At 52.5% G+C, this 23,142-nt stretch carries 27 protein-coding genes and 1 pseudogene; 14 read left to right on the top strand and 14 right to left on the bottom strand.

Translation table 11 applies throughout. The annotated features are described in order from the left end of the window. Positions 1–4: 4 nt before the first annotated feature. Positions 5–355 carry a ProQ/FINO family protein gene (locus AB1287_RS12660; protein WP_435617987.1) on the bottom strand — a complete coding sequence of 117 codons (351 nt, stop codon included), beginning with the start codon at positions 353–355 and terminating at the stop codon, positions 5–7. 280 nt (positions 356–635) lie between these two features. After that, the gene (locus AB1287_RS12655; protein ID WP_435617986.1) at positions 636–953 is read right to left on the bottom strand and encodes an ArsR/SmtB family transcription factor; all 318 of its coding nucleotides are present in this window, start codon (positions 951–953) and stop codon (positions 636–638) included. Between the two features lie 212 nt (positions 954–1,165). Between AB1287_RS12655 and fusA the strand changes: the two genes are divergently transcribed. The 3 genes from fusA to yjjJ all read left to right on the top strand — a co-directional run bounded on the left by fusA (position 1,166) and on the right by yjjJ (position 5,215). Further along, entirely contained in the window at positions 1,166–3,268 is a 2,103-nt protein-coding gene (gene fusA, locus AB1287_RS12650; RefSeq protein WP_312626469.1) for an elongation factor G, read from the top strand. 167 nt (positions 3,269–3,435) lie between these two features. Beyond that, a complete protein-coding gene (locus AB1287_RS12645; RefSeq protein WP_435617985.1) occupies positions 3,436–3,729 on the top strand; it encodes a VF530 family DNA-binding protein in 294 nt (97 codons plus the stop codon). A 181-nt stretch (positions 3,730–3,910) separates the two neighbouring features. Then, complete coding sequence (gene yjjJ, locus AB1287_RS12640) at positions 3,911–5,215, top strand: type II toxin-antitoxin system HipA family toxin YjjJ (RefSeq protein WP_435618178.1); 1,305 nt, start codon at positions 3,911–3,913, stop codon at positions 5,213–5,215. Between the two features lie 149 nt (positions 5,216–5,364). Here the strand turns inward: yjjJ and AB1287_RS12635 are convergent, their stop codons facing one another. Further along, positions 5,365–6,030, bottom strand: coding sequence for a hypothetical protein (locus tag AB1287_RS12635; RefSeq protein WP_435617984.1), 666 nt, complete (start codon positions 6,028–6,030; stop codon positions 5,365–5,367). 2 nt (positions 6,031–6,032) lie between these two features. Then, positions 6,033–6,200, bottom strand: a complete 168-nt coding sequence (locus AB1287_RS12630; protein ID WP_435617983.1) for a hypothetical protein — start codon at positions 6,198–6,200, stop codon at positions 6,033–6,035. Positions 6,201–6,462: 262 nt separating this feature from the next. Between AB1287_RS12630 and AB1287_RS12625 the strand changes: the two genes are divergently transcribed. Genes AB1287_RS12625 through AB1287_RS12615 form a run of 3 tightly spaced genes read left to right on the top strand, consistent with a single transcriptional unit; the run spans position 6,463 to position 8,409 of the window. Continuing rightward, positions 6,463–7,194: a molecular chaperone gene (locus AB1287_RS12625; RefSeq protein WP_435617982.1), complete on the top strand. Its 732-nt coding sequence runs from the start codon at positions 6,463–6,465 to the stop codon at positions 7,192–7,194. Between the two features lie 22 nt (positions 7,195–7,216). Continuing rightward, positions 7,217–7,723 (top strand): CS1 type fimbrial major subunit, encoded by a 507-nt coding sequence (locus tag AB1287_RS12620; protein WP_435617981.1) that lies wholly within the window; start codon positions 7,217–7,219, stop codon positions 7,721–7,723. A 53-nt stretch (positions 7,724–7,776) separates the two neighbouring features. Then, a complete protein-coding gene (locus tag AB1287_RS12615; RefSeq protein ID WP_435617980.1) occupies positions 7,777–8,409 on the top strand; it encodes a hypothetical protein in 633 nt (210 codons plus the stop codon). Here the strand turns inward: AB1287_RS12615 and AB1287_RS12610 are convergent. The 5 genes from AB1287_RS12610 to AB1287_RS12590 form a co-directional block, all read right to left on the bottom strand. Further along, entirely contained in the window at positions 8,328–9,515 is a 1,188-nt protein-coding gene (locus tag AB1287_RS12610) for a histidine kinase dimerization/phospho-acceptor domain-containing protein (protein WP_435617979.1), read from the bottom strand. The two genes, AB1287_RS12615 and AB1287_RS12610, sit on opposite strands and share 82 nt — an antisense overlap. A 114-nt stretch (positions 9,516–9,629) precedes the next feature. Next, entirely contained in the window at positions 9,630–10,526 is an 897-nt protein-coding gene (locus AB1287_RS12605; RefSeq protein WP_435617978.1) for a response regulator, read from the bottom strand. Beyond that, positions 10,511–10,936 (bottom strand): hypothetical protein, encoded by a 426-nt coding sequence (locus tag AB1287_RS12600; protein ID WP_435617977.1) that lies wholly within the window; start codon positions 10,934–10,936, stop codon positions 10,511–10,513. Before AB1287_RS12600 ends, AB1287_RS12605 begins: the two co-directional genes overlap by 16 nt. Positions 10,937–11,245: 309 nt before the next feature. Next, positions 11,246–11,809 carry a hypothetical protein gene (locus AB1287_RS12595; RefSeq protein WP_435617976.1) on the bottom strand — a complete coding sequence of 188 codons (564 nt, stop codon included), beginning with the start codon at positions 11,807–11,809 and terminating at the stop codon, positions 11,246–11,248. Between the two features lie 74 nt (positions 11,810–11,883). Next, the gene (locus AB1287_RS12590; RefSeq protein WP_435617975.1) at positions 11,884–12,159 is read right to left on the bottom strand and encodes a hypothetical protein; all 276 of its coding nucleotides are present in this window, start codon (positions 12,157–12,159) and stop codon (positions 11,884–11,886) included. A gap of 335 nt (positions 12,160–12,494) precedes the next feature. Here AB1287_RS12590 and AB1287_RS12585 point away from each other — a divergent pair, with 335 nt between their 5' ends. The 4 genes and pseudogenes from AB1287_RS12585 to AB1287_RS12570 all read left to right on the top strand — a co-directional run. Continuing rightward, complete coding sequence (locus tag AB1287_RS12585) at positions 12,495–13,475, top strand: DUF1852 domain-containing protein (RefSeq protein WP_312626459.1); 981 nt, start codon at positions 12,495–12,497, stop codon at positions 13,473–13,475. Positions 13,476–13,502: 27 nt separating this feature from the next. Beyond that, positions 13,503–14,534, top strand: a complete 1,032-nt coding sequence (locus AB1287_RS12580; RefSeq protein WP_312626458.1) for a methionine synthase — start codon at positions 13,503–13,505, stop codon at positions 14,532–14,534. Between the two features lie 268 nt (positions 14,535–14,802). Then, complete coding sequence (locus AB1287_RS12575) at positions 14,803–15,048, top strand: DUF2543 family protein (protein ID WP_312626457.1); 246 nt, start codon at positions 14,803–14,805, stop codon at positions 15,046–15,048. Between the two features lie 258 nt (positions 15,049–15,306). Next, a pseudogene (locus AB1287_RS12570) lies at positions 15,307–15,594 on the top strand (DUF4354 family protein); the annotation flags it as partial. Here AB1287_RS12570 and AB1287_RS12565 read toward each other — a convergent pair. Together AB1287_RS12565 and AB1287_RS12560 are read right to left on the bottom strand one after the other, a co-directional pair. Continuing rightward, positions 15,525–16,097: a thioredoxin family protein gene (locus tag AB1287_RS12565; protein ID WP_435618177.1), complete on the bottom strand. Its 573-nt coding sequence runs from the start codon at positions 16,095–16,097 to the stop codon at positions 15,525–15,527. The pseudogene AB1287_RS12570 and the gene AB1287_RS12565 sit on opposite strands and share 70 nt — an antisense overlap. Positions 16,098–16,538: 441 nt before the next feature. Continuing rightward, complete coding sequence (locus tag AB1287_RS12560; protein ID WP_435617974.1) at positions 16,539–17,282, bottom strand: SDR family oxidoreductase; 744 nt, start codon at positions 17,280–17,282, stop codon at positions 16,539–16,541. A 123-nt stretch (positions 17,283–17,405) separates the two neighbouring features. Here AB1287_RS12560 and AB1287_RS12555 point away from each other — a divergent pair, with 123 nt between their 5' ends. Next, positions 17,406–17,753, top strand: coding sequence for a winged helix-turn-helix transcriptional regulator (locus AB1287_RS12555; RefSeq protein WP_312626450.1), 348 nt, complete (start codon positions 17,406–17,408; stop codon positions 17,751–17,753). Positions 17,754–17,815: 62 nt separating this feature from the next. On the opposite strand, the gene AB1287_RS12550 is transcribed toward AB1287_RS12555, so the two are convergent. Both AB1287_RS12550 and AB1287_RS12545 read right to left on the bottom strand, forming a co-directional pair. Next, positions 17,816–19,000 carry a PLP-dependent aminotransferase family protein gene (locus AB1287_RS12550; RefSeq protein WP_435617973.1) on the bottom strand — a complete coding sequence of 395 codons (1,185 nt, stop codon included), beginning with the start codon at positions 18,998–19,000 and terminating at the stop codon, positions 17,816–17,818. A gap of 184 nt (positions 19,001–19,184) precedes the next feature. Then, positions 19,185–19,799 (bottom strand): class I SAM-dependent methyltransferase, encoded by a 615-nt coding sequence (locus AB1287_RS12545; RefSeq protein ID WP_435617972.1) that lies wholly within the window; start codon positions 19,797–19,799, stop codon positions 19,185–19,187. A 112-nt stretch (positions 19,800–19,911) separates the two neighbouring features. Here AB1287_RS12545 and AB1287_RS12540 point away from each other — a divergent pair, with 112 nt between their 5' ends. Both AB1287_RS12540 and AB1287_RS12535 read left to right on the top strand, forming a co-directional pair. Next, on the top strand, positions 19,912–21,111 hold the full coding sequence (locus tag AB1287_RS12540) for a TCR/Tet family MFS transporter (RefSeq protein ID WP_435617971.1): 1,200 nt from the start codon (positions 19,912–19,914) through the stop codon (positions 21,109–21,111). Between the two features lie 14 nt (positions 21,112–21,125). Continuing rightward, on the top strand, positions 21,126–21,764 hold the full coding sequence (locus AB1287_RS12535) for a TetR/AcrR family transcriptional regulator (protein WP_312626444.1): 639 nt from the start codon (positions 21,126–21,128) through the stop codon (positions 21,762–21,764). A gap of 1 nt (position 21,765) precedes the next feature. Here AB1287_RS12535 and AB1287_RS12530 read toward each other — a convergent pair whose 3' ends face one another. After that, a complete protein-coding gene (locus tag AB1287_RS12530; RefSeq protein ID WP_312626442.1) occupies positions 21,766–22,203 on the bottom strand; it encodes an RrF2 family transcriptional regulator in 438 nt (145 codons plus the stop codon). A gap of 119 nt (positions 22,204–22,322) precedes the next feature. Between AB1287_RS12530 and AB1287_RS12525 the strand changes: the two genes are divergently transcribed. Continuing rightward, complete coding sequence (locus tag AB1287_RS12525; protein ID WP_435617970.1) at positions 22,323–22,961, top strand: class I SAM-dependent methyltransferase; 639 nt, start codon at positions 22,323–22,325, stop codon at positions 22,959–22,961. The last annotated feature ends 181 nt before the right edge of the window (positions 22,962–23,142 follow it).

Raw genomic sequence — 23,142 nt, 5'->3', positions numbered from 1 at the left:
GTTCTCAGCGCGGCTCTTTCTCTGGCAGCAATTTTTCTGCATCCTGCGGATAGTGCGGATTATTATTTAGCCAGGTTAACGCCATCTTACGCTGCTCTTCGGTCACCACGCCGTCGGGCTGGCCATCAATCCCGTAACGCAGAGAGCTGTTTGCCAGCGCCAGCTGATAAGGAATGGTGCGCGTATAGCGCTTCAGGGCTTTACCAATGTCCAGCCCCGAAAAATCAATTTGTCGCTTTTCGGCATCGGCAATCAGGTCCTGCATAATGCCCGTTTTCATCGGCTTGAGCGGTTCCTGCGCAAAGAGCAGAGGCCAGCTCTCACGCAGCATCCTGGCGCGTTGGTTTTTGTCCAAAGTCAGTATCCATCGTTACGGTTTGTCTTTATCAGTATTAAACATAGTGAGACCTGGCGTTTTGTGCTGACAATCGAAAACGGTAATGCGCAAAATCGCTTAGGCTACAAACAGTATCGGACGGTCACGCGGAAAACTTAGGGAAAATCAATGGAAAGGGATGTTGATAATCGAATTGAGCAGGCCATGCGCGGGAACGCCACCAGTACCGCTATCATCGTTGGATATTCAGAGGGCTCTTGTGGGCCTTCGTGGCCTGGATGATAGGGGACTTATACCGTTATGCCTGCCAGTTGTTACGAAGAGCGGCTTCTAACAGCGTGTCCAGCAGACCGGGGAAACGGGCGTCTAAATCTTCCCGGCGCAGTGAAATCAGATTTTCCCGCCCCTGAGGACGCTGCCAGATAACGCCGCTGTCGCGCAACACGCGCCAGTGGTGAGTCATGGTCGATTTCGCCACGTCCTGGCGCAGGGCGCCGCAGCTCAGTTCGCTGCCGTCGGCCAGGGTTTTCACTATCTCCAGACGCAGTGCATTCCCGAGCGCAAAGAGCACATTTTCGAGGCGAATCTGTTCACGTTCCGGATGGTTGGCGATCATACTGTTCCTGTGTCTGCATAGCGGGCGCTGGTGGGCGGTAATATACCGAAAGCCCTGAATGAAAGCCACGCGCGTTCCCGCCGTTTCATCGATACCTGTGATAGGCAATATAGTTCTAATATACTCGTACAGTTGTACTATTATTGACGGCGTTAAAAGCAGGGCGGCGAATACCCGTCGCTCACTGACAGTCAACAGACTAAGGACGCATCATGCCCCGACCCATCCCTCTCGAACGTTATCGCAACATCGGTATCTCCGCGCATATCGATGCCGGTAAAACAACCACCACCGAGCGCATTCTGTTTTACACCGGAATGAGCCACAAATTGGGTGAAGTACACGATGGCGCGGCAACAACTGACTGGATGGCGCAGGAGCAGGAGCGCGGCATTACGATCACTTCCGCCGCGGTCAGCACTTTCTGGCCGGGTATGGACAGTAATTTTGAACCGCACCGGATTAACATTATCGACACCCCGGGCCACGTAGATTTCACCATTGAGGTGGAGCGTTCTATGCGCGTGCTCGACGGCGCGGTGATGGTTTATGACGCCGTCGGCGGCGTGCAGCCGCAGTCGGAAACCGTCTGGCGACAGGCCAATAAATATCACGTTCCACGACTGGCGTTCGTCAACAAGATGGACCGCCAGGGAGCGGATTTCTTCCGCGTGGTGCAGATGATGAAGGACCGCCTGAAGGCCAATCCGGTGCCGATTGTGATTCCCGTCGGCGCGGAAGAGCATTTCTCCGGTGTGATTGATCTCATTAAGATGCGCGAGATCCACTGGAACGATGCCACTCAGGGCATGACGTTCAGCTACGGGCCTGTGCCGGAAACGTTGCTGACAACCGCGCAGGAGTGGCGTGAGAAAATGGTCTCCGCAGCGGCAGAAGCCAGCGATGCGTTGATGGATAAATATCTGGAAACGGGCGATCTCAGCGAAAGTGAAATTGTCGCCGGGCTGCGGATCCGCACGGTTTCCGGGGAAATCCAACCGATGCTTTGCGGCAGCGCTTTTAAAAACAAGGGCGTACAGCGCATGCTCGATGCGGTGGTTGAATTTATGCCGTCACCGCTTGACGTGCCGGCTATCGACGGCGTGGACGAAAAAGGCCAACCGGCGGAGCGTCATCCGAGTGATGATGAACCATTCTCGGCGCTGGCGTTCAAGCTGATGACCGATCCATACGTAGGCCAGCTGACCTTTATTCGCGTCTATTCTGGCGTACTGCGCAAAGGTGACGCCGTGTATAACCCGGTTAAAGGCAAAAAGGAGCGAATCGGACGCATCGTGCAGATGCATGCCAACGACAGGCATGAGGTCGACGAGCTGCGCGCCGGGGATATCGCCGCCTGCGTGGGGCTGAAGGACGTTACCACCGGGGATACGTTGAGCGATCCGGACAAGGTGATTACGCTTGAGCGCATGGAGTTTCCGGAGCCGGTAATTTCACTCGCCATCGAGCCGAAAACCAAGGCGGACCAGGAGAAAATGGGTATCGCGTTGCAGCGCCTGGCGTCGGAAGATCCGTCGTTCCGCCTGCATACGGATGACGAGTCTGGCCAGACGATCATTTCCGGTATGGGTGAGCTGCACCTCGACATTATCGTCGACCGCATGAAGCGTGAGTTTGGCGTGGAGGCCAACATTGGCCGACCACAGGTGACGTACCGCGAGACGATCCGCAAAGCGGTGAATGAGATCGAAGGCAAGTTTGTGCGTCAGTCCGGCGGGAAAGGGCAGTACGGTCATGTTGTGCTCTCTCTCGAGCCGCTGGAGCCGGGAAGCGGCTTCAAATTTGAGGATGCCACCAAGGGCGGCGTGGTGCCGCGCGAGTATATTCCTTCGGTGGAAAAAGGGCTGCGCGAAGCCATGAACACCGGTGTGCTGGCGGGCTATCCTGTCGTGGACGTGAAGGCGACGCTGACGTTTGGTTCTTATCATGACGTCGACTCGTCGGAAATGGCGTTTCGCATGGCGGCTATCTTTGGCTTTAAAGAGGGCGCGCGACGGGCAGATCCGATAATTCTTGAACCGGTAATGCACGTCGAAGTGGAAACGCCGGAGGAGTACGCCGGGAACATTATGGGCGATCTCTCTTCCCGTCGCGGTATGGTGCAGGGCATGGAGGAGCGCTTTGGCAGTCAGATCATCCGTGCTGACGTGCCATTGGCCGAAATGTTTGGTTATTCCACAACGCTGCGTTCGATGTCGCAGGGGCGGGCAACTTACAGCATGGAGTTCCATCACTACGCAGAAGCGCCACGCAACGTGGCGGACGAGATCATCGCCCGACGCGCTAAGTCATAATCAACACGGCAGCGTTCCGCAAGGAGCCTGCCGTTATTTTGGCTGTCGTTACATCAACCGCCAGCCTCTGAAAATGACGTAAAGGGCGGGGCAGAGCCACTGCGTATTGCGCATCGCTTGCTGAGTCAGTAAGGTGTGCGCAAATTCATAAGCGACCAGGACCGACAATGACCGCCCAGCCTTCGAAAGATCCGTTACATGGCATCACACTTGAAGCGTTACTCACGACGCTGGTTGAGCGTTACGGTTGGGCAGAGCTGGCAAAGCATGTCAACATAAACTGCTTTAAAAGCGACCCGAGCATCAAATCAAGCCTGAAATTCCTTCGCCGCACGCCCTGGGCCCGCAAAGAAGTTGAAGCGCTCTATATCGATTCGCTGCAGGATGTGCAGCACGCAGAAAAAGCCCCGGCTGATAATCCGTGGGCAAACTGGCAGAGCAAAAAGCCCTCAGAGCGCTGAGACCGACAACAAAGACTTCGCAGTCCCCTTCAGACGCCTGTCCCAACGCTCCCAAAAGAAATGAGATCCGTTCACCGATTCTCTGCCTGACTGGGCGGAGAAACGTCCTGCGCGGATGACATCTCAGCAATTAACTGTTAATTTATCTATTCACACATCTATTCATAAAGCGATTCGCATCATGATAAATCGATCCGATACGATCTGCCAGTTACTGCGCCAGGGGCCCATGCCTGCAAGGAAACTTATTGATATAATTGGCATTAGTCAGCCGACGTTGTCTCGTACCCTAAGAACACTCGGTGATGATATTGTTCGGATCGGCTCAGGTCCATCTATTCAATATGCGTTACGCGATGCTTTTCGTGGGTTCAGTTCTGCCCCTGTTTATCGCATATCCGAAACAGGCCAGATAAAACCGCTGGGCAAACTCATTCCGGTTTATCCGGACGGATTTGTCATGGAGCAGGATGACAAAATATGCCTCCATAGCGACGGCCTGCCATGGTGGCTATTTGATATGCGACCGCAGGGATATCTTGGAAGAGCTTATGCATCAACCTATTCAGCCGGGCTTGGCTTATCTTCTAATCCTGAAAACTGGACCGATTCGGATGTGATCAGAGCTTTGTTGTCTCATGGACACGACGCCGTAGGAAATCTGTTGATAGGAGAACAGGCAAGAAATCAGTTCGTGGATATGCCATCTCCCAGCCCCGTTGACCGCGCGACAACTTATCCTATGCTGGCGCGGGCTGTCAGCTCTGGCGAGGTGCCGGGTTCATCTGCCGGCGGTGAGCAACCAAAATTTTGTACTTATACAGAACGTGGCCATGTGCTGGTGAAATTCACGGCTCTGGACGATAACCCCGTGAGCGAGCGCTGGCGCGATCTGCTACTGGCCGAGCATCTTGCCTTAAAAGTACTCGGTGTAGAAACAGAAGTATTTGATTTTGAAGGACAGCGTTTCCTCGAGATCCCCCGGTTCGACCGTGCTGGCCAACTGGGCCGCATTGGTCTCTTTTCTTTGCGGGCGCTGGAGGCGGAATTTGTCGGGCGGGCGAGGGACCCATGGCCCATTCTGGTTAATGAGCTGGTTAAGCAGGGTTGTGTTCATCCTGATGCCGCCGTTGGCACGGCGCGGCTTTGGGCATTTGGGGGGCTGATCGGCAATACCGACATGCACCACGGTAATTTATCGTTCATCAGCGGTCATGGTCGTCCATACCAGCTTGCGCCAGCCTATGACATTCTGCCGATGGGTTTTGCCCCTAAATCGGGTGGTGAAATTGTGAATACGCTTCGGCCAGCGACGCTGCTTGAGGTGATTAGTGGGGAGATCTGGCGAGAAGCGCTCGAATTAGCCGAGAGCTTTTTGGCGTTAGCCCGTGACAGTAACCGCCTGTCTGCAAATTTTGCCCCTTGTCTTGTGGCGTTACGCAGCCATCTTGATGAAGCAAAGTCACGCATATCACGCCTGGAGTAATATCGCCGAGGTTAAGCTTTGCCAAAAGAATGTGCAGCCTCTGTGTTAAAGCGGTTTTTTTGTTTCTGCGATGGATTAAATAAAAAAACGCCCGATGAGGATCATCAGGCGTCGTCAGCTCTGTGGTCAGGTCTTAGCGGCGAGACGTCTTACTGGTATGAGTAATAAAAATCATCTCCGGCCAGTTGCCTTGCCAGCGGCAAGATCTCCGGCTTGACGCCGGCAATCTGAATAAACTTGCCCCCGTTCCGATAAATTTGAAGTTGTTCCTGATTCTCTGGTTTAGCGATAAGTTCGTCCATCTCATACATTATGCCGTCGCATCCCCTGATAATGTGGTTATCTGTTCTGTCGAGACTGCATCCATCGATAACAATGCTACATCCCCGGGATTTCAGGTTCTTGATATTGGTTTTCAGATGTCGGCCCAGAGACGCCTTTTGTTCAGGAATGATGTGCAGGAGTATGGGGTTTGTGAGCTGTTTGAAGTTGATAATTCTGTCCAATAATTCCGGCAGGTCGGGGTAGGCGAGCCACTCATCGGTAATACTGAGCATCACGGGCGTAATTTCCAGTAAATCCATTCTGATTATCTCCTGCAGCAGCCGCAGGCTGAGTACCAGCTCCAGCCCGGTTGCTTCGAGAGTATTTATTTTTGTGCACAGCGCATCCAGTTCGACGCTGCATATCACGCGTTTACCACTCTGGCTATCGAGCCAGTAGTGGAAATCTTTGATGAGCGGGGTCGGATGGAGGAGGCGCTCAAGCAATTCGCTTTGCCCTACAGGGGCGTTAACGGAAAGCGGTATTGTCATTTTCAGGCTCCCGGAATAAACGGTAATTCAGAGTCAAAAATCAGCGTCGCGGCACCTCGCCAGGTTGAGCCTAAATGTTCGAGCATCAGAGCGCTGGCCGGTTCACCGACGACAAAATCAACGCTGCCATTTGTATTAACGTAGCTCACGGGTTCGATAACCGTTCCCACCACACCTCCCCGATATAGCGGAAGGAAGGTATCCACAACGTCCCCCCCGGTCTCTCTTGGCAAAAATCAATAAATAATAAAAAAATGTTATTTCATTGTTATGTTATTGGTTGTGGTTGAATTTTTATTTTTCCCTCTGAATTTTTTGAGAGTGGTCTTGTATGAGATCATTCTTGTCTTGATGCATATTAGCTTTCGTTAATTACGTGCCTCTTTTTCATACGTCAGGTCTGAGACAGGCACTTCAGCGTGTGAGGAAAATATGTTAAGAGTAACAGCTCTCATTTGTTTAATGAGTATTACCTGGGCGGCGAATTCTGCTCCCGTATTAAATGTTGGCGCTATGTACGAAATAGTCGATGGCGATAGAAGCACGCAGCTCAAGCGTGTGCGTAATAATGGTGATAGCACCGCCTTTGTACGAGTAGAAGTCCGTGAAGTGACTTACAGCCCTGATGGTAAAAAACAGGAAACCCGCATCGATGCGCAGGATGCAGCGAAAAGTAATATTGACGGGCTTATTTTCACCCCGGGAAGGATGATTATTCCGGCCAAAGGGATGCAGTCTGGCCGTCTGGTTATTACCGGCAATCGAGACCGTGAGCGCTACTATCGCGTACGTTTTATTCCGGTCATGCCGAAAGATAAAAATGAATTTGGACAGTCGCAGAAAGAATTCGACGAATATTCTGCGAAAGTGAATGCCGGTATCAGTGTGCTAACGGGATATGGTGTGATGGTTATTGTGCACCCTAAAAACCCGCAGTATAAAACGGTATTTGAAACACAGGGTAATAAAATTATTGTTCATAACAAGGGCAATAGCAGTGTTAGCCTGGAAGATATTAAACAGTGTAAATCGGAGAAGTGCTCTGATCCCGTTTATACCATTGTACGACCTGGCTCTCGCTATGAGCTGAAAAAAGAGATCAACGCCGTCACGCAATTTACGTTGCTTGAAGGAAAAAAGAAAACGCCGAAGTCTTTCGGATAACCCCGTCCTGTAAAGTTAAGGAATGATGATGAACTTTAAAACAACCGTAATGGCAGCAGTATTTGCAACTACCATGACCACCGCAGTTACGCCAGCAATGGCCGCTGACCCGTCAATGCTGACTTTTGACCTGGCAGCGACCATTCCAGTGGAGCGTTATTACGTGGTATTCAGCGACCCTTCGTTTTCTGGCACCACGCATACCATGCCGTGGAATAACTATACGGAAACGCTGGAAAACGTGAGCACCTACCTGAAGGCGAAAAACACCGCCGGCAAGATCACGGCTCACCTGAGTGCAGCACCACAGCTTGTTCACACCACTGATCCGTTAAAGATTATTCCGCTGGATATCCAAATTAACTCCGTGACCCTGCCTGTGGGTTCTGGCACCCCGGCTGAAATTCTGGCTGCAGCGGTAACAACGGAGCAGACATTGCCTCTGGTGGTGAGTCCAGGGACAGTATCAGCTTATGATGCGGGTGCTTACGAGGGTACGATCAATATGGTGTTTGACTACGAGATCTAACCCTTTTGCAGAGTTAAGGGCACGTTGTGCCCTTTTTTAATCTGGATGAATCTATGTCATTTCCTTGTAAAAATCAGCTGGCTCTGGCTGTGGCTATGGTGCTGACGTCGCTGTCGTGTGCTGCAATGCCCATGGACGATCTTTTTATGCAGGCAGATAATTTGCCTGAAGGATTTAGTGATCATATTTTCGGGGCGCCGCTCATTTCCAGAGTAGAACTGGATGGCCAGTACCTGGGGGACGCCACTATTTTACTGTCTCGCGCTAAAACGGTACAACTGGCGAATTTCACCGAAACTCAGAACAGTACAATATCATCCGCCATCCGTGGCCAGTGGGCGAAAGCGCTGGGTGATGCTTTTCCTTTAGGTAAGTGCGAAAGCGACTGCCCGCGAGACTTACAAAGCCTGTACTACAGCCTCAGCACTGCCACGCTTTATATTGTCACGACGGCGGCAAAAGAGCCTAAAGGAAAAGCCAGAACCATCGCGCTGCCGGAAGAGGGTAGCCTTGGGATGATTCTGCGTAACCAAATGAACCTGGCCGGCGGGGAGCTTCAGCCCTGGTCCGGTTATCAAAACCTGCAGCTGGAAAGCAGTATCGGTCACTGGACCGGGCGGGCCAGCAGCCAGATTAGCCGCAGCGATCTGAAAGAGAGCGAGACCCAGGCGCGCAGAAAGCAGTGATTGTCCAGTTTTAGCTGATTTTGCGCCAGTTTGCAGTGGTCGAGAATGTCATTCAGCAAACCCTGCAGATTCTTAGAGGATGAGAGCGCCAGCTCCAGATACTCTTCTCGCTGTTGGGCGGCGGCAGGCAGGCGAAGCAGTTCAAGCGCGGCAACCAGCGCATTCATTGGCGTGCGGATCTCATGGCTCATCATGGCGAGAAACTGGCTTTTCCGCTCTTCACTGAGCACGGCGCGCCGCTTATGAACCAGCGCCCGACGCAGGGCCCAAATTAGACTTAACAGCAATAACATAATCAGTCCGATCTCCACTGGGTAGAGGGCGAAAATTAATTCAGCGGTGAGCTTTCCGGTTTTTAAATCGCCCACCCACTGACTGAAAAGCCGGTCGCTTTGACTGGCTGGCATACTGGCTAGCGCTTTAGAAAGGATGTTGCGCAGCGGCTCCCACTCTGGTGAGATGGCCATATGTAACCCGGTAACCATCTCAGGTAACTGACCGGCCACCACCAGTTTGTGGGCGTAACGGCGGTACAGTAGGGGGCGTAATACCAGATCCGCACCAATGGCGGCGTCCGCTTCCCCTGAGAGTACGCTCTGTAGCAGACTGCTCATATCCGGCTGTGGAGAGAGTTCGATTTCGGGATAATAGTGGGTTAGCCACTTTTCATATGGGCTGCCCATGCGAACGGCAACACGCTTTGTTCTGAGGTGGTCGAGAGTGCGGATATGATCAGAATCATGGCTTGTCACTACCAGAGCATTGGCGGTGACCCAGCGTTGGGCCCAATGCCATTTAGTACGCTCAGGCTCCGTCATTAAGGCCGCCGGCATGTTAGTGACAAAGGCGGGTGACTGTTGTTCACCGGCAAGCTTAAAGCGTAACCCCGTCATTTTTTCTATCTGCTCGAGGTACGCCCGGCTCAGGCCAAAATGTCTGCCCTGATCGATATAATCGAGCGGCCAGTCATCAATAATATCGTAGAAAATCACCGGATTTTCGGCAATCCAGGCGCGTTCTTTTTCGCTGAACAGCGGGGCTGCCTGTACGGTGAAGACGAGCAGGCAGTTTATCAGTAGCAGAATCGTTTTATACCAGGGCATCATGACCTTTCTTCAATCCTAGTGGCTGTCGCGGTATGCGAGCCAGTCTCTTGGGGCGAATGGGATTGAACGAAAATGGCCATGCAGAGCACACAAGAGCACTCTCAAAAGCTCTTATTAGGACAGAGTTGTCAGCTTATTGAGCATTAGCCCCCATGTTTGTGCCTGCCAGTGTTCGCGTGGCAGCCCGGCCCGCAGGCTCTCTTCCAGGGAGGCGGCGTACTCCGCGAGGTTATCAATCTGGTACATTTGCGCTACGCCTTTAATACGATGGATATGGTGCAGCATCCAGGATAGCTCCTGTTGCTCGGTGTAAGCGATAAACTTCCGGGTATCATCCTGAAGCGCCAGCCAGACATCCTCCCCGATCGGCAAATGAGTGGCCATCTGTACCGTCTGGCTACCCGCTGGCGTGCACCATTTTTGCAGGGTTTCCGCCAGTGTGTTCAGTCGAATCGGTTTGGTGAGGACATCATTCATGCCGCTTTCCAGGCAGCGTGCGAGATGCTGAGCTGAGCTTTGCGCCGAAATCGCTACCACAATCATGGCCTCCCGGTTTTGTTGCTGTTCAAGCATGCGGATCTTCCGGGTAGTGGTATAGCCATCGATACCCGGCAGGCCGCAGTCCAGCAGGATAATGTCGTAGTAGTTTTCGTCTTCAAGCAGCAAAAGTGCGCTTTCTCCATCCTCGGCGGTTTCAAAATGACACCCCAGACGGGCCAGCTGAGCGGTCAACATCTGGCGGTTGGCTGCGTGATCTTCCACCACTAATATGGAACATTGCCCGGCGAAATCAGGGAGTGTCATCGAGTCCGGCTTTGCGCTATCGTCCGGGGTGGTGCAGTGTTGTAGAGGTAAAACGATTGCTACGCGCGTTCCTTTGCCTGGTTCACTCACCAGTTCCATCGTGCCTTGCATCTGCTTTACCAGCGATCGGCAGATATAGAGCCCAAGCCCGCTGCCGCCAGCCTGATGCTCACCCTGTTGCCAGGCCTGCATCAGACGCTTTTGCACCGTTGGCGAGATACCGGCTCCCGTGTCCTCTGAACAGCCTCTTTTTTACTGACGATCATCGGCATAGTATTGGCCCACGGAAACGTGAATAGCCATTTTTTCCGTTCTTCATCAGTAAGTAAGTTATCGTTAACCGCACTGACCATCATCACCGGCGTTTCTGCCATTTTATCTGGCGGCACAAACACAAACGTCAGGCCGGTGCGCTGGGAAACCGCATCCAGAACTTCACGGCTGATTCCGTTGTGGATACCATTGCGTACCGTTTCCTGGGGCCACAGATCTTTGACCGTGTAATAGACGCGCGGGTGAGCCGCTATCCAGGACTGCTCCTGTTGAGTGAACAGAGGCTCGGCCCGAAGCGTCAGGCTCCAGAACATGATCAACATGAACAGCGGAAACTTAGACATACTTTCCCTTTAAGGTTTATCAGAACGCATTGATACTTATCATTATTACAGAGGAGGAGGCGATATGGTTGGGATTTTAATGCATGATTTCTGGTCACCGGGATGTAGTGCATGAGCTTATTGCTCATGTGCCATATCATTTAACATAATATACATTATGCGCACCGACATTTATTTTGGCAAAAGAGCCAGAACCGGACGATGACTGAGACTTGAGATTTGCACTATAACGTTCTGTGTAAGCAGGCCGCTTCGCTGCGGCCTGCTTATCTATTGTACGGTTCCCAAACGCAGCCCTTCCTGTACGGCTCAGTCCCTTTCGAGCGGCGGCGCGAGTGTTTTGCTTCGGGTTTGCCTGCTTTCGTCGCTGCCACGAAGTCGATTAAACCTTTCCTGCAAATGTTCTGTATCAAGGTTTCCAGCGAATGAATGAAGAGCCTTCCACCTCTGTTCCAACTCATAATCTTTCCTAAATGAACGGAGTTCATCCAGACGTTCCTGCATGTTCTTATCCTGCGGATGTTCTCCAGTGGCAGTCGGCTGTTGAGCTATGACTGAGGCTGATGAAGCACCGCTTTGTTTTGGGGCTGCAGCGGCCCAGGATTCAGCCGCGACGGATGCCGCCCCTTTCCAATGGGAGGTTTTTTCCTGCTGACGCAGTTTCCTCTCCAGGGACATCTGTTCATAAGCTACAATTTTCTGCTCTCTACTTATCTCGTACTGTGCGTACTGAGCGGCGGCATTCCTCGCCTGTGCCTCAGCAGCTTGTTGTTTCCTGACACGACTCGCTTCCCGCTCTCGGATATTTATTTCATCCAGTTTCGCTTTGGCCGATATTTTCGCCCTCTCCAGCGACGCTTTTTCACTCTCCATAATGGCAAACGATTCCTTTAGCCACGGAGTGATTTCGACTTTAATTTTATTCTCTAACGCCTCAAAACTGGACGCTAGGCTGGTTTTACCAGCCTGGCTTCCATTTTCACCAATACATCCTGTTCGTCGGGTTTGTACACCGATTTGACCAGCACAAAGGTGCCGGACTGGTGCAGGGGGCGTTCCTGGTAACACTCGATAGCCGCGTAATCGCGGTTAACCCGCCATGCCACCACCTCGCCGTCCATCATGAACTGGAGCGGCACGGATTTTTCCGGCGTGTCCTGATTCAGCACCGAGGCCGGAGACGATGACGTCCCGATGTGGATCCCCCCGTGCCCTGTCATCATCTTTCGTTTGCCAGAACGTGCTGACGAGCATACTGCTTGTTCCGTTCATAAAATACTGAGCCGTCTTTTCGTCACACACCATGCGTACTTTGGTTACATCGCCATCTCTGCGGCGGCAAACCGTACGCTCACATTACGTCGCATTGCTCATGATGAAGTTGGCTCATGCAGCATTGAAATTTAGTCGCTTTCACTCCGCCACTGGCTCTGGCATAAAAGACATATGTTAATTAATTGATAACAAGAAAATGACATTGCGCTACTGCTCCCATCACGTACGGGTAAGCAGAAAACCAGCGCCATTTTCTGTTTAATCCTCAGGATGCCGCGTCACCATGAAAACAGATATCACATTTACGATTAAAAGCAGCCGTTTCGACGAGAACTATAACCCTTCTGAGAATACGCGTATTACGACCAATTTTGCGAATCTGGCCAGAGGACAAAACCGCCAGCAAAATCTGCGCAACACGTTGGTGATGATCGACAATCGTTTCAACAGCTTAGCTTATTGGGATAACCCTAAAAGCGATCGCTATAGCGTCGAACTTGATATTATTTCAGCTGAACTGAATCTCGGCGAGACTGGCGAAAGTTTCCCGGCAATTGAAATTTTACAAACCTGCATCATTGATAAAAAAACGAATGAACGTATTGAAGGCATTGTCGGTAATAACTTCTCCTCCTATGTCCGTGATTATGACTTCAGCGTATTATTGTTAGATCACAATAAAGGCCTGCGTGACTTCAGCATCCCGGATGATTTTGGTGATTTGCATGGCAATATCTTCAAACATTTCATCCATTCAAACGAGTACAAACAGCGATTTAAAAAGTCCCCGGTAATTTGCCTGAGTATTTCAAGCAAAGAGGTTTATCACCGTACAGGAAATGAACATCCGATATTGGGCATCGAGTATGAGCAAAAAACAGGCGCATCTTTAACTGAACAATACTTTAGTAAAATGGGGCTGCAGGTTCGCTATTTTATGCCTAAAAACAGCGTTGCGCCGTTAGCATTCTATTTTACCGGTGATTTACTTCACGATTACACTTCACTGGAGTTGATCGGCACTATCAGTACGATGGAGACCTTCCAGAAGATCTACCGCCCGGAAATTTACAATGCTAATTCGGCGGCAGGCCTGGTTTATCAACCCAGCCTGAATCATCAGGATCATTCATTAACAAAAATTGTTTACGATCGGGAAGAACGCAGCCAGCTGGCAATTATTCAGGGACAATTTACTGAAGAGCACTTTATTAAACCTTACAAGCATGTTTTTGAGTCCTGGTCTACTCACTACGCTCTTTAATTAACCGGAAATACAAGGCGCTTTATTATGACAATCTTACTTCCCACGTCCACCGCTGGCAGCTTACCGAAACCTTCCTGGCTTGCGGAACCGGAGAAACTTTGGTCCCCCTGGAAACTGCAAAATGAAGAGTTAATTGACGGGAAAAAAGATGCGCTGAGCCTTGCCCTGTTTGATCAACTGCGCGCGGGGATTGATATCGTCAGCGACGGCGAGCAAACGCGTCAACACTTTGTCACGACCTTTATCGAGCACCTCAGCGGTGTCGACTTTGAAAAACGCGAAGTCGTTAAAATCCGTAATCGTTATGAGGCGAGCGTGCCGACGGTCGTTGGTGCAGTTGAACGCCAAAAACCGGTATTCGTTGAAGATGCTCGTTTTTTACGTCAGTTAACCAACAAACCCATCAAGTGGGCACTCCCTGGGCCTATGACGATGATTGATACGCTTTATGATGCCCACTATAAAAGCCGCGAGAAACTGGCATGGGAATTTGCCAAAATCCTCAATCAGGAAGCAAAAGAATTAGAAGCAGCTGGCGTTGATATTATTCAGTTTGATGAGCCTGCCTTTAATGTTTTCTTTGATGAAGTCAATGACTGGGGTATTGCCGCACTGGAAAGAGCCATTGAGGGGCTAAAATGTGAAACGGCTGTGCATATCTGCTACGGATATGGCATCAAAGCCAATACCGACTGGAAGCAAACATTGGGCTCAGAGTGGAGACAATACGAAGAAGCGTTCCCTAAACTGCAAACGTCCAATATCGATATTGTTTCACTGGAGTGCCATAACTCACGAGTGCCAATGGACCTGCTCGAGCTTATTCGCGGTAAAAAAGTGATGGTTGGAGCGATCGACGTGGCGACGAATAATATCGAAACCCCTGAGGAAGTCGCGGATACATTACGTAAAGCACTGCAATTTGTTGATGCTGATAAACTCTACCCTTCAACCAATTGTGGCATGACGCCGTTGTCCCGAAAGGTCGCAACTGGAAAACTTAATGCATTAAGCGCAGGCGCCGACATTATTCGCCGGGAACTGTCAGGAAAATAATGTCACCTGATAAGAGAACGGCGCTGATACGTTATATCAGTCCTGGGTTCTGAGCAGATATTTCAACTGAGCCGGGTCGCAATCGCCATTTCATGACCCAGGCTCTCACTTAGTATTACGGGATGTGCTGACGGGTCCCGTCGCGTTTTTACCCGCCTCGATGCAGTAAGGTCCGCCCTGCTCTTTTCATTCAACGGGATGCTGCCGCCTTGCTAACAATGCTAAAATAGCACGCACATCCGCTGAATCGCCTTAAAAGGACGCGAAAATGAACAATGCAATCCCGCTGAAGTTTTACGACATCGTTGACGAATATTCAGACGAGACCGCCACGCCGGTGAAAGACGCCGAGCGCGATGCGCTCGCCCATTATTTCCAGGCGCTGATCACCCGCCTGAACAACAATGAAGAAATCAGTGAAGAGACCCAGGGCGAACTTGCCCACGAAGCCGGGATTGCTGACTTCCGCATCGACGATATTGCAAACTTCCTGAATCAGTGGGGAAATGAGTAAACGTTGATTGCCGTGCGTCCGGCGTCCGCGGCTATCACGGCCCCGGTCTGGGCGCTCGTCGCTTCGCCTTGCGGCTGCAGGCCTTTCATTGCCTTCTGTTTGCGGGCGATTTCATCCGGAAGGAAGCTGCTCAAGATTGTCCACTTTCGACGACGTTGGGCCTTACAGAACTTAATAATCATTAAGTTCTGATTTAGGTTATAGTACGTAATCTGGTTGCGGAATAAATAACCAGTGTCTCATAAAAGGATATTTTCAATGAAAAAGGTATGTACAGTTCTTATTTCTTCGCTTGTTCTACTCTCATTTTCTTCAGTAGCGGCTGAAGATTTGCATAGTAAATTGATCATACAAGCCATCCCCTCCTCCGAGGGAACGGTGGTAGTTGAAGGGCATCCGAAATACGAAAAAACGTTCAAGGTGGTTGTATATACTAAAATTAAACAGCCGATTGAATTAACTGGTTTTGTTGGTTGCTACAAAGCATTTGATGATAAAGGCAAGGAATTTGATGAGCGTATGGTGCAGGCAGACCTGCTGGGAACGCTGAAGGAAGGTGCTAAAGAAGGCGAAGTCTCGTTCGTCAGCGACGATGACTCTGTATCGTTAACGTTCTTTGCTCCAGCCTGGCGCAGCAGTTCCTGAATGACGCGTTCCGATTCGGCATAGTTCCCCTCACCAAAATGCATATAGCGGACATGCCCGTTGGCGTCGATAAAGTAGTGCGCAGGCCAGTACTGGTTGTTAAACGCCTGCCAGATGCTGAAGTTGTTATCAATGGCAATCGGATACGTCACGCCGAGCTTTTTGGCCTCTTTCGTAACGTTGCTGATATCGCGTTCAAAGGCAAACTCAGGAGAATGCACGCCAATCACCACCAGGCCCTGGTCGCGATACTTTTCAGCCCAGGCTTTAACATAAGGCAGCGTACGCAGACAGTTGATGCAGGAGTATGTCCAGAAATCCACCAATACCACTTTGCCCCGCAGCGATTCCGACGTCAGCGGCGGTGAGTTGAGCCACTGCACGGCTCCGCTCAGTGGCGGCATCATGCCAGCATCAATCAACTGCGGCGAATCGGAACTGGCGGCTGCCAGCGAAACCGGCGGCGCGGCCGGGGAAAGAGTGCTCTGTGGCTTCAGCTTTTCGACCAACGTCTGCTCAATACCGCCTGTGGACACGGTAGACAGCCTCGCCAGCACGCCAGTATCAAGACCGAGTGAAATCGCCGCCACGCCTAACAGCAGCGGAAGCCCGGAACGGACAAAAGGCTGGTCTGAACGCGCGAAAACAAAAAGTAACACCGGCAGGATGCACGGGCTGGCAATGGTCAGCAGACCGCCGAGATAAGCAAGGATAATAACCAGCATGGTAAAGGCCTCAGTCAGGGCAACGGGATGTTGATGCCCTGACTGTAGCCGCAGAGTGATTACGGGATCCTCGCCAAATAATCACTTTTTTGTGATAACTGGCGGGCATAGCCGATGGGCTTACAAATTCCCTACTCCACCATCGACCAGTAAATCGGTACCGACCACATATGCCGACTCATCAGATGCCAGAAACACGGCCGCCTTCGCCATTTCCGTAACGGTGCCGAGCCGCCCAATCGGGACCAGTGAACGGATTTCTTCGCGTAGTTTGTCATCTTCCACGCCGTTGCCGAGTTTCCCCAGCGCCGGCGTTTCCGTTGGGCCCGGGCTTAAGCCATTGACGCGAATGCCACGCGGATGTAACTCTGCCGAGAGCGTACGCGCCAGCGACAGAATAGCCGCTTTACTCGCCGCATAGACGCTGCTCTGCGGTAGCCCGATTCGGGCGCTGACCGAGCCACAAACAATCACCGACGACGGGTTCGCCAGCAGAGGCAATGCCGACTGAATGAGGAAAAGTGGCCCTTTGAAGTTCGTATTCATCAGTCGCTCATAGGCGGCCTCATCCCACTCCTCCAGGCTGCGATGCGTGACGTCTCCAGCGTTGGCGAAAAGAATATCCAGCCTCGGCCACTGCGCCTGTAATGTTTTAATCAGTTCCTGCTGCTGAAAGACATTCCCCGCATCGCTCTGAAAAACAAGCACATCGCCAAGCTGCTGTCGTATTTCCTCCAGTGCCCTTTCACTGCGACCGGTAATCGCCACTTTTGCGCCCTCGGCCAGAAACTGCCGCGCGGTTTCCAGCCCGATTCCGCTGGTGCCGCCAGTGATTAATGCATATTTGCCGCTGAGTCTGCCCATTGCTGCCTCTCTCACTTTGTATTGGTGAAGGCATTATTTCCGCTATAGTATCCTTTGGGTAGTAGGCACCTTTTGGATACTAAGGCGCATCGTGGAATGCATTGCCGAATAGCGGGAGTTTGAATGACAAAAAAAATTTCTCTTATGCCTGGTACAGAACAGGCATGTCCGATGGTGAGTTTTGTGAACCTCATCGCCGGAAAGTGGGCTATCCCAATCCTGTATCGTCTGATCATGATTGATAGACCGGTCCGCTTCAGCGAATTGCAGCGTGCCGTTGAGCCTATCACTCAGAAAGAACTCACCAGACAGCTGCGCCAGTTTGAAGCGCGAGGTCTGGTTCATCGGCAGGTTTATGCGGAGGTCCCGCCGCGAGTGGAATATCAGATAACAACGCTTGGAAAATCACTGCGTCCGACGCTGGATTCACTGGCCGACTGGATGCGGGTTAATGCCTGTGAGATGGGCTAAATCTTGCCGGGTGGCGCTGACGCGGGCCCGACCTACAAAGTCAGGCCACACGACAATCGGGATTACAGCGCCGATTTCAAACGCTGTACTGCCTCAAACAGTTGTTCTTCAGTCGCGGTTGCGTAGGAGAAACGCAGCGTTTTCTTGTCGGCACGATCGCTGAAGAAAAATTCACCCGGTACATACACAACGCCTTTTTCCAGCGTCTGCTGCAGCCACTTCGTGGTGTCAAAATCGTAACGGAACTGCGCCCACAGGAACATCCCGCCCTGCGGCTGGTTGAAGGTGATGTGCTCGTCGAGCTCCGCCTTCAGGAAGCGGGAAAGCGCCTGGCACTTCTGCTTGTAGGCTTCGCGAATCAGTGCGATCTGCGGTTCGAGTCGGTTGGTGGAGAGATACGCCGCGACCAGAGACTGAGCGAAGGAGTTCGCGTGCAGGTCGGTGGCCTGCTTCACGATCGCCACTTTTTGCTTCATCCATTCCGGCAGAATAATCCAGCCCACGCGCAGGCCCGGTGCGAGAATTTTCGAGAACGTTGAGGTGTACACCACGCTGTCACGATCGCCCATTTCAGCGGCGGTCTGGAACAGGGTTTTCTGGCGCTCTTCGGTAAAGCTGATGGCGCCGTACGGATCGTCTTCAATAATCACGAAGTCGTGTTTTACCGCCAGTTTAACCAGTTTCTCACGACGTTCGGCGCTTAACGTTGTACCGCTTGGGTTACCGAAGGTGGGGACGATATACACCGCTTTAATACGCGTGGTGCTGAGCAGCGCTTCAAGTTCATCGACGATCATGCCGTCGGCATCGCTGCCAACCGACTGAACGGTGGCGTCTGTCAGACTTAAAATTTGCAAAGTAGCCAGATACGTCGGGCGCTCAACCACGAACACATCACCCGGATTTGCCAGCGCACGAATAAGCAGATCCAGCGCCTGCTGCGAGCCGGAAGTGATCAGTAGCTGGTCTACCGAAGTTGTCATTCCATGCGCTTTGCACAGCCCGACCAGCTGCTCACGAAGCCCAACGTTGCCTTCGGTCAGGCCATACTGGAAGGCGTCGGCGAAGCTTTCATCAAGCACGCGCTGAGTGGCGCTTGCCAGCCCTTCTTTATCGAATAATTCGCCTGAGGGGATACCGCCCGCCAGGGAAATGACACCCGGCATTTTGCTGTGTTTGAGTAATTCACGGATGGCGGAAGGCTGAAGCTGCTGGATACGGTCTGCGAGGTGGTTGCTCTTGCTCATATTGTTTTCTCTGGTTTTTATTCATTTGAAATATACATAGCCCGCAAATGAATAAGCAATGCCTTTGACCAACAAAAGCAAAAAACCGTGCTGATGTGCTTTTCGATCCCGGCAGTGGCCTGTCCTGACATGATAAAACCTCCCAGGCGTTAACGAGCCTGCCCTGGAAATATTCGGGGCAGCCTCACTTCCCTCTTTGCGCCAGCCAAACCGTTCGCCCACCGCAGTCAGGATCCTCCGTTACCTGCCTCAAAACGCGAAAGCCATTATCTGCCAGCAGCTGCCGGTACTCATCGTGATCGAGACTCGCATGATAAAGAGGTTGCCCCATAAATTCGCCGATAGCTTCGCCGTTGTCGGGTCCGGAAGTAAACATCAGCACCGTTTCCTGTTCGCTGTGATGGTGAAAAACGGAAAACATGTGGCGCTGATCGCGGCGCGTCAGATGGAAAAAGCTGTCCCAGGCGAGAATGCCGCCGAACGTTTTACGCAATGCAATACGCCGCATATCCGCCAGATGCCACTCGGCATCGGGAAAACGCTGCTGGCAGAGCGCAAGCAGCGGCGCTGAGCTGTCGACGCCACAGACGTGATAGCCGTGCTGCACGAAATATCCGGCAATCGGATCGCCACCGCCGCAGCCCAAATCCAGAATGTGTGCCTTTGCCGGCAGCAAGGCACGGTAGCGTTCGAGCCACGCCAGCTCGATACAGTTCCCCTTTCGCACGCTGTCCCAGGCTTCCGCCCCTTCGTGGTACAGCGCGATGATGTTTTCCGCCGACGGATGATCGCGTTCCATTGTTTGCCCTTTTCAGACTGGCGTTGACAAGCGGTCAACGATCGCACAGAATTAAATTGTACTGAGTACATTTTTGTTCTGAGTATACTTTCTTACTTCTTTCGGGACACCTATGAATAAATCTTTGATTGTTATCTTCACAACAATCTGTCTTGATGCGGTCGGCATTGGCCTCATCATTCCGATCCTTCCCCGCCTGCTGGAAGATGTGGTGCATGCCAGCAACATTGCGCCCTGGATGGGCATTATGACGGCGCTTTACGCCGTGATGCAGTTTATTTTCGCGCCGGTGCTCGGTGCATTGAGCGACAATCACGGGCGCCGCCCAGTCCTGCTGGTTTCGCTGGCAGGTGCCGCGGTGAACTACCTGATTCTGGCCTTTTCGCCGCAGCTGTGGATTTTGTTTATCGGGCGTGCCATCGCCGGTCTCACCAGCGCCAATATGTCCGTTGCCACAGCCTACATCACAGATATTACTCCCCCGGACAAACGCGCTCGCCGCTTTGGTTTGTTCAATGCCATGTTTGGCGTCGGTTTTATTATCGGTCCGGTGCTGGGCGGAATTTTGGGGGATATCTGGATCCGCTTGCCGTTTCTGGTCGCCGCCGTGCTGACGGGCGTGAATCTGCTGATGGCGCTGTTCATTCTGCCGGAGTCGCGCACCCCGACGCATCATAGCCTTCATCTGGCGGCATTCAACCCGCTGAAACCGCTGCGCTGGGCGTTCTCGATGCGCAAGCTGTTGCCTCTTGTCGCCGTGTTTTTCATTCTGAGCGGTATTGGCGAAGTGTACGGCATTTGCTGGGCGCTTTGGGGAACCGACACGTTCCAGTGGAACGGCATGTGGATTGGCCTGTCGCTGTGTGCCTTTGGGCTCTGTCAGGCGCTGGTGCAGGCCTTTCTGCCCGGCCCTGCGGCCCGCCTTTTCGGGGAGCGCGGTGCCGTGCTCGTTGGTGTTGCCTGTTCCTGCGTAGCGCTGACCATTCTTGCCTTCACGCAGCAAAGCTGGATTGTGTTTGCCATTATGCCGCTGTTTGCGCTGGGTGGGATTGGCACACCGGCGCTGCAGGCGCTCGCGACTCGTCAGGTCGACGTAAATCGCCAGGGGCAATTCCAGGGCGTGTTAGGATCGGCTATCAGCCTGGCGTCGATCGTCGCCCCGCTCGGTTTTTCAGCCATTTACTACCTGGTTCAGCAGAGCTGGCCGGGCGCTATCTGGCTTTCCGTGGTCGGCGTGTATGCGCTGGCTGTACCGCTGATTATTCTTGGCACCCGCAAGGCTCCACCTGCGGAATCTGCCCCTGTCGCTTAATAAAAGGAGAAAAGATGAGTGACCTCGCCGATCGTCGCGCCAGAAAACGCCTGGAAACCCGTCGGGCTATTTCCTGGGCCGCCACGCAACTGTTCGCTGAAAAAGGGTTCGATAACGTCACCATCGACCAGATCGCCTCCGCGGCCGACGTCGGACGCATGACGGTGTTTAACCATTTCCCGCGTAAAGAAGATATGTTTTTCGACCGTGACGAGGAGATCCGCACGACGCTTGCCGAAGCGCTGCATCAGCGAAAACCGGCAGAATCGCCGCTGGAATCGCTGCGCCTGCTGGCACACCGTCTGGTCGCCGAAAAGCGCCCTTACCTGCAGTTCTCTGAAGACAGCCAGGGGTTTATTGCCATTATTACCGCCAGCGAAACCCTGAAAGCCAGAGCAAGGGCCATTCGAGATGAGGTGGCGAACGGCATTGCCGCAGAGCTGGCTCGCGGAGCAGGCCGGGACGAAACTGACCCCGACGCGCAGCTGGCCGCCGCCCTGCTGCTGGCAACGTGGAGCGTGGCGCTGACTCGTGCCCATACAGAGTACGGCGAAAGCCGAGATGCAGAACAGGCCGCCGCCACGTTTCTGGCTCTGATAGACAAAGGCGCCGCCGGACAAAAAGCGGCTCTGGCTGGGACGCCTTACGCCTGAATCACTCTGCGAACTCTGATGCTGCACGCTTATCAAAGCGTTCAGCCAGGTTCGCCAGGGTAATTTCGCCGAACTTCGTCAGTAGCTTCTGTTCTGCCTCTGCCAGCACGCTGCCCAACTCTTCATTTACCGCCGCTTCGACGGCGCAGTTCGGGTGTTCGTCTCCACGGCCGATGGCAAAAAGCTGCTTTATGCCGACCCCCTGATAAATATCCAGTAGTGTTATCTCGCTGAGATCGCGGGCAATTCGCCAGCCGCCATGATGCCCCTTTTCCGACGCGACAAAACCCGCATCGCGCAGGCCTGCCAGGGTGCGCCTGACAACCGCGCTGTTGCTGCCGAGCATCATTGCGATCTGTTCTGAAGTGTACGCTTCGTTGTTTCTGGCCATGTGCAGCAGAACGTGCAGCATGCGTGAAAGTTTGTTGTCCTGACGCATGGTCAGTCCCTCCGGTTAACGTTTCATGTATCTTACAATGCTACGTGAGATTGACAAGGTCAGAACTCATGTGATTTTATAAGTCACGTGAAATAATCACTCTGCAACTGGAGAACGTCATGACCCAATCACTTACCTCAGCCCGGTTCTGGGACGATCGCTACGCCAGCGCTTCCCCGCATTCCAGCGGCAAACCCGGAACGGTGCTGGTGCGTTTCACTGAGCATCTCCCCGCAGGCCGTGCGCTGGAATTAGGCTGCGCCCGTGGCGATGATGCTGTCTGGCTTGCAAAGCAAGGGTGGCAGGTAAAAGCGGTCGATATTGCCCAACAGGCGCTGGCCTATGCCGCCGACAATGCTCGTCGAAATGAGGTCGCCGGACGCATCCGCTTCGAACAACACGATCTTTCACAAACTTTTCCAGAGGGAGAATATGATCTCGTCACCGCCTCGTTTCTTGAATCTCCCGTCGACTTTGGCCGTCCGCAGGTGCTGAGAAAGGCCGCAGCCCTTGTGGCACAAGGGGGTTCATTGCTCATCACCTCTCACGGTTCGGCGGCAACATGGTCCGACCATCGGCATACGCCCTTCCCCACACCTGAAGAAGCACTGGCGGAACTGCAGCTTGACGCCGGGGAATGGGAATCGGTTTTTGTCGGAAATATTGAACGGCTGGCGACCGGGCCTGCTGGTGAAACGGGTAAGATTCTTGATACCGTGCTGCTGCTGAAGCGGCGTCAGGCTCTTCGCCGATCGTGAAACAAAGTCAACACAGTTAATTATCATTATATTTACTTTTTGAGGTGCGTCATACTTCTGGTAAATAGCCGCCAGCGCTTATTATGCACTTAAAGTGAATGAATTTGGGCCTGAAAAGGGGCTATAACGCCTTTTCAGGCTGGATAACTATTCAATTCCTCTGTCAAAAATTAATTCCACC

The sequence above is a fragment of the Scandinavium sp. UTDF21-P1B genome, from assembly GCF_040750395.1.
Taxonomy (GTDB): Bacteria; Pseudomonadota; Gammaproteobacteria; order Enterobacterales; family Enterobacteriaceae; genus Scandinavium.
Note: the sequence above shows the minus strand (reverse complement) of the source record. Positions and strands in the feature narration are given on the sequence as shown.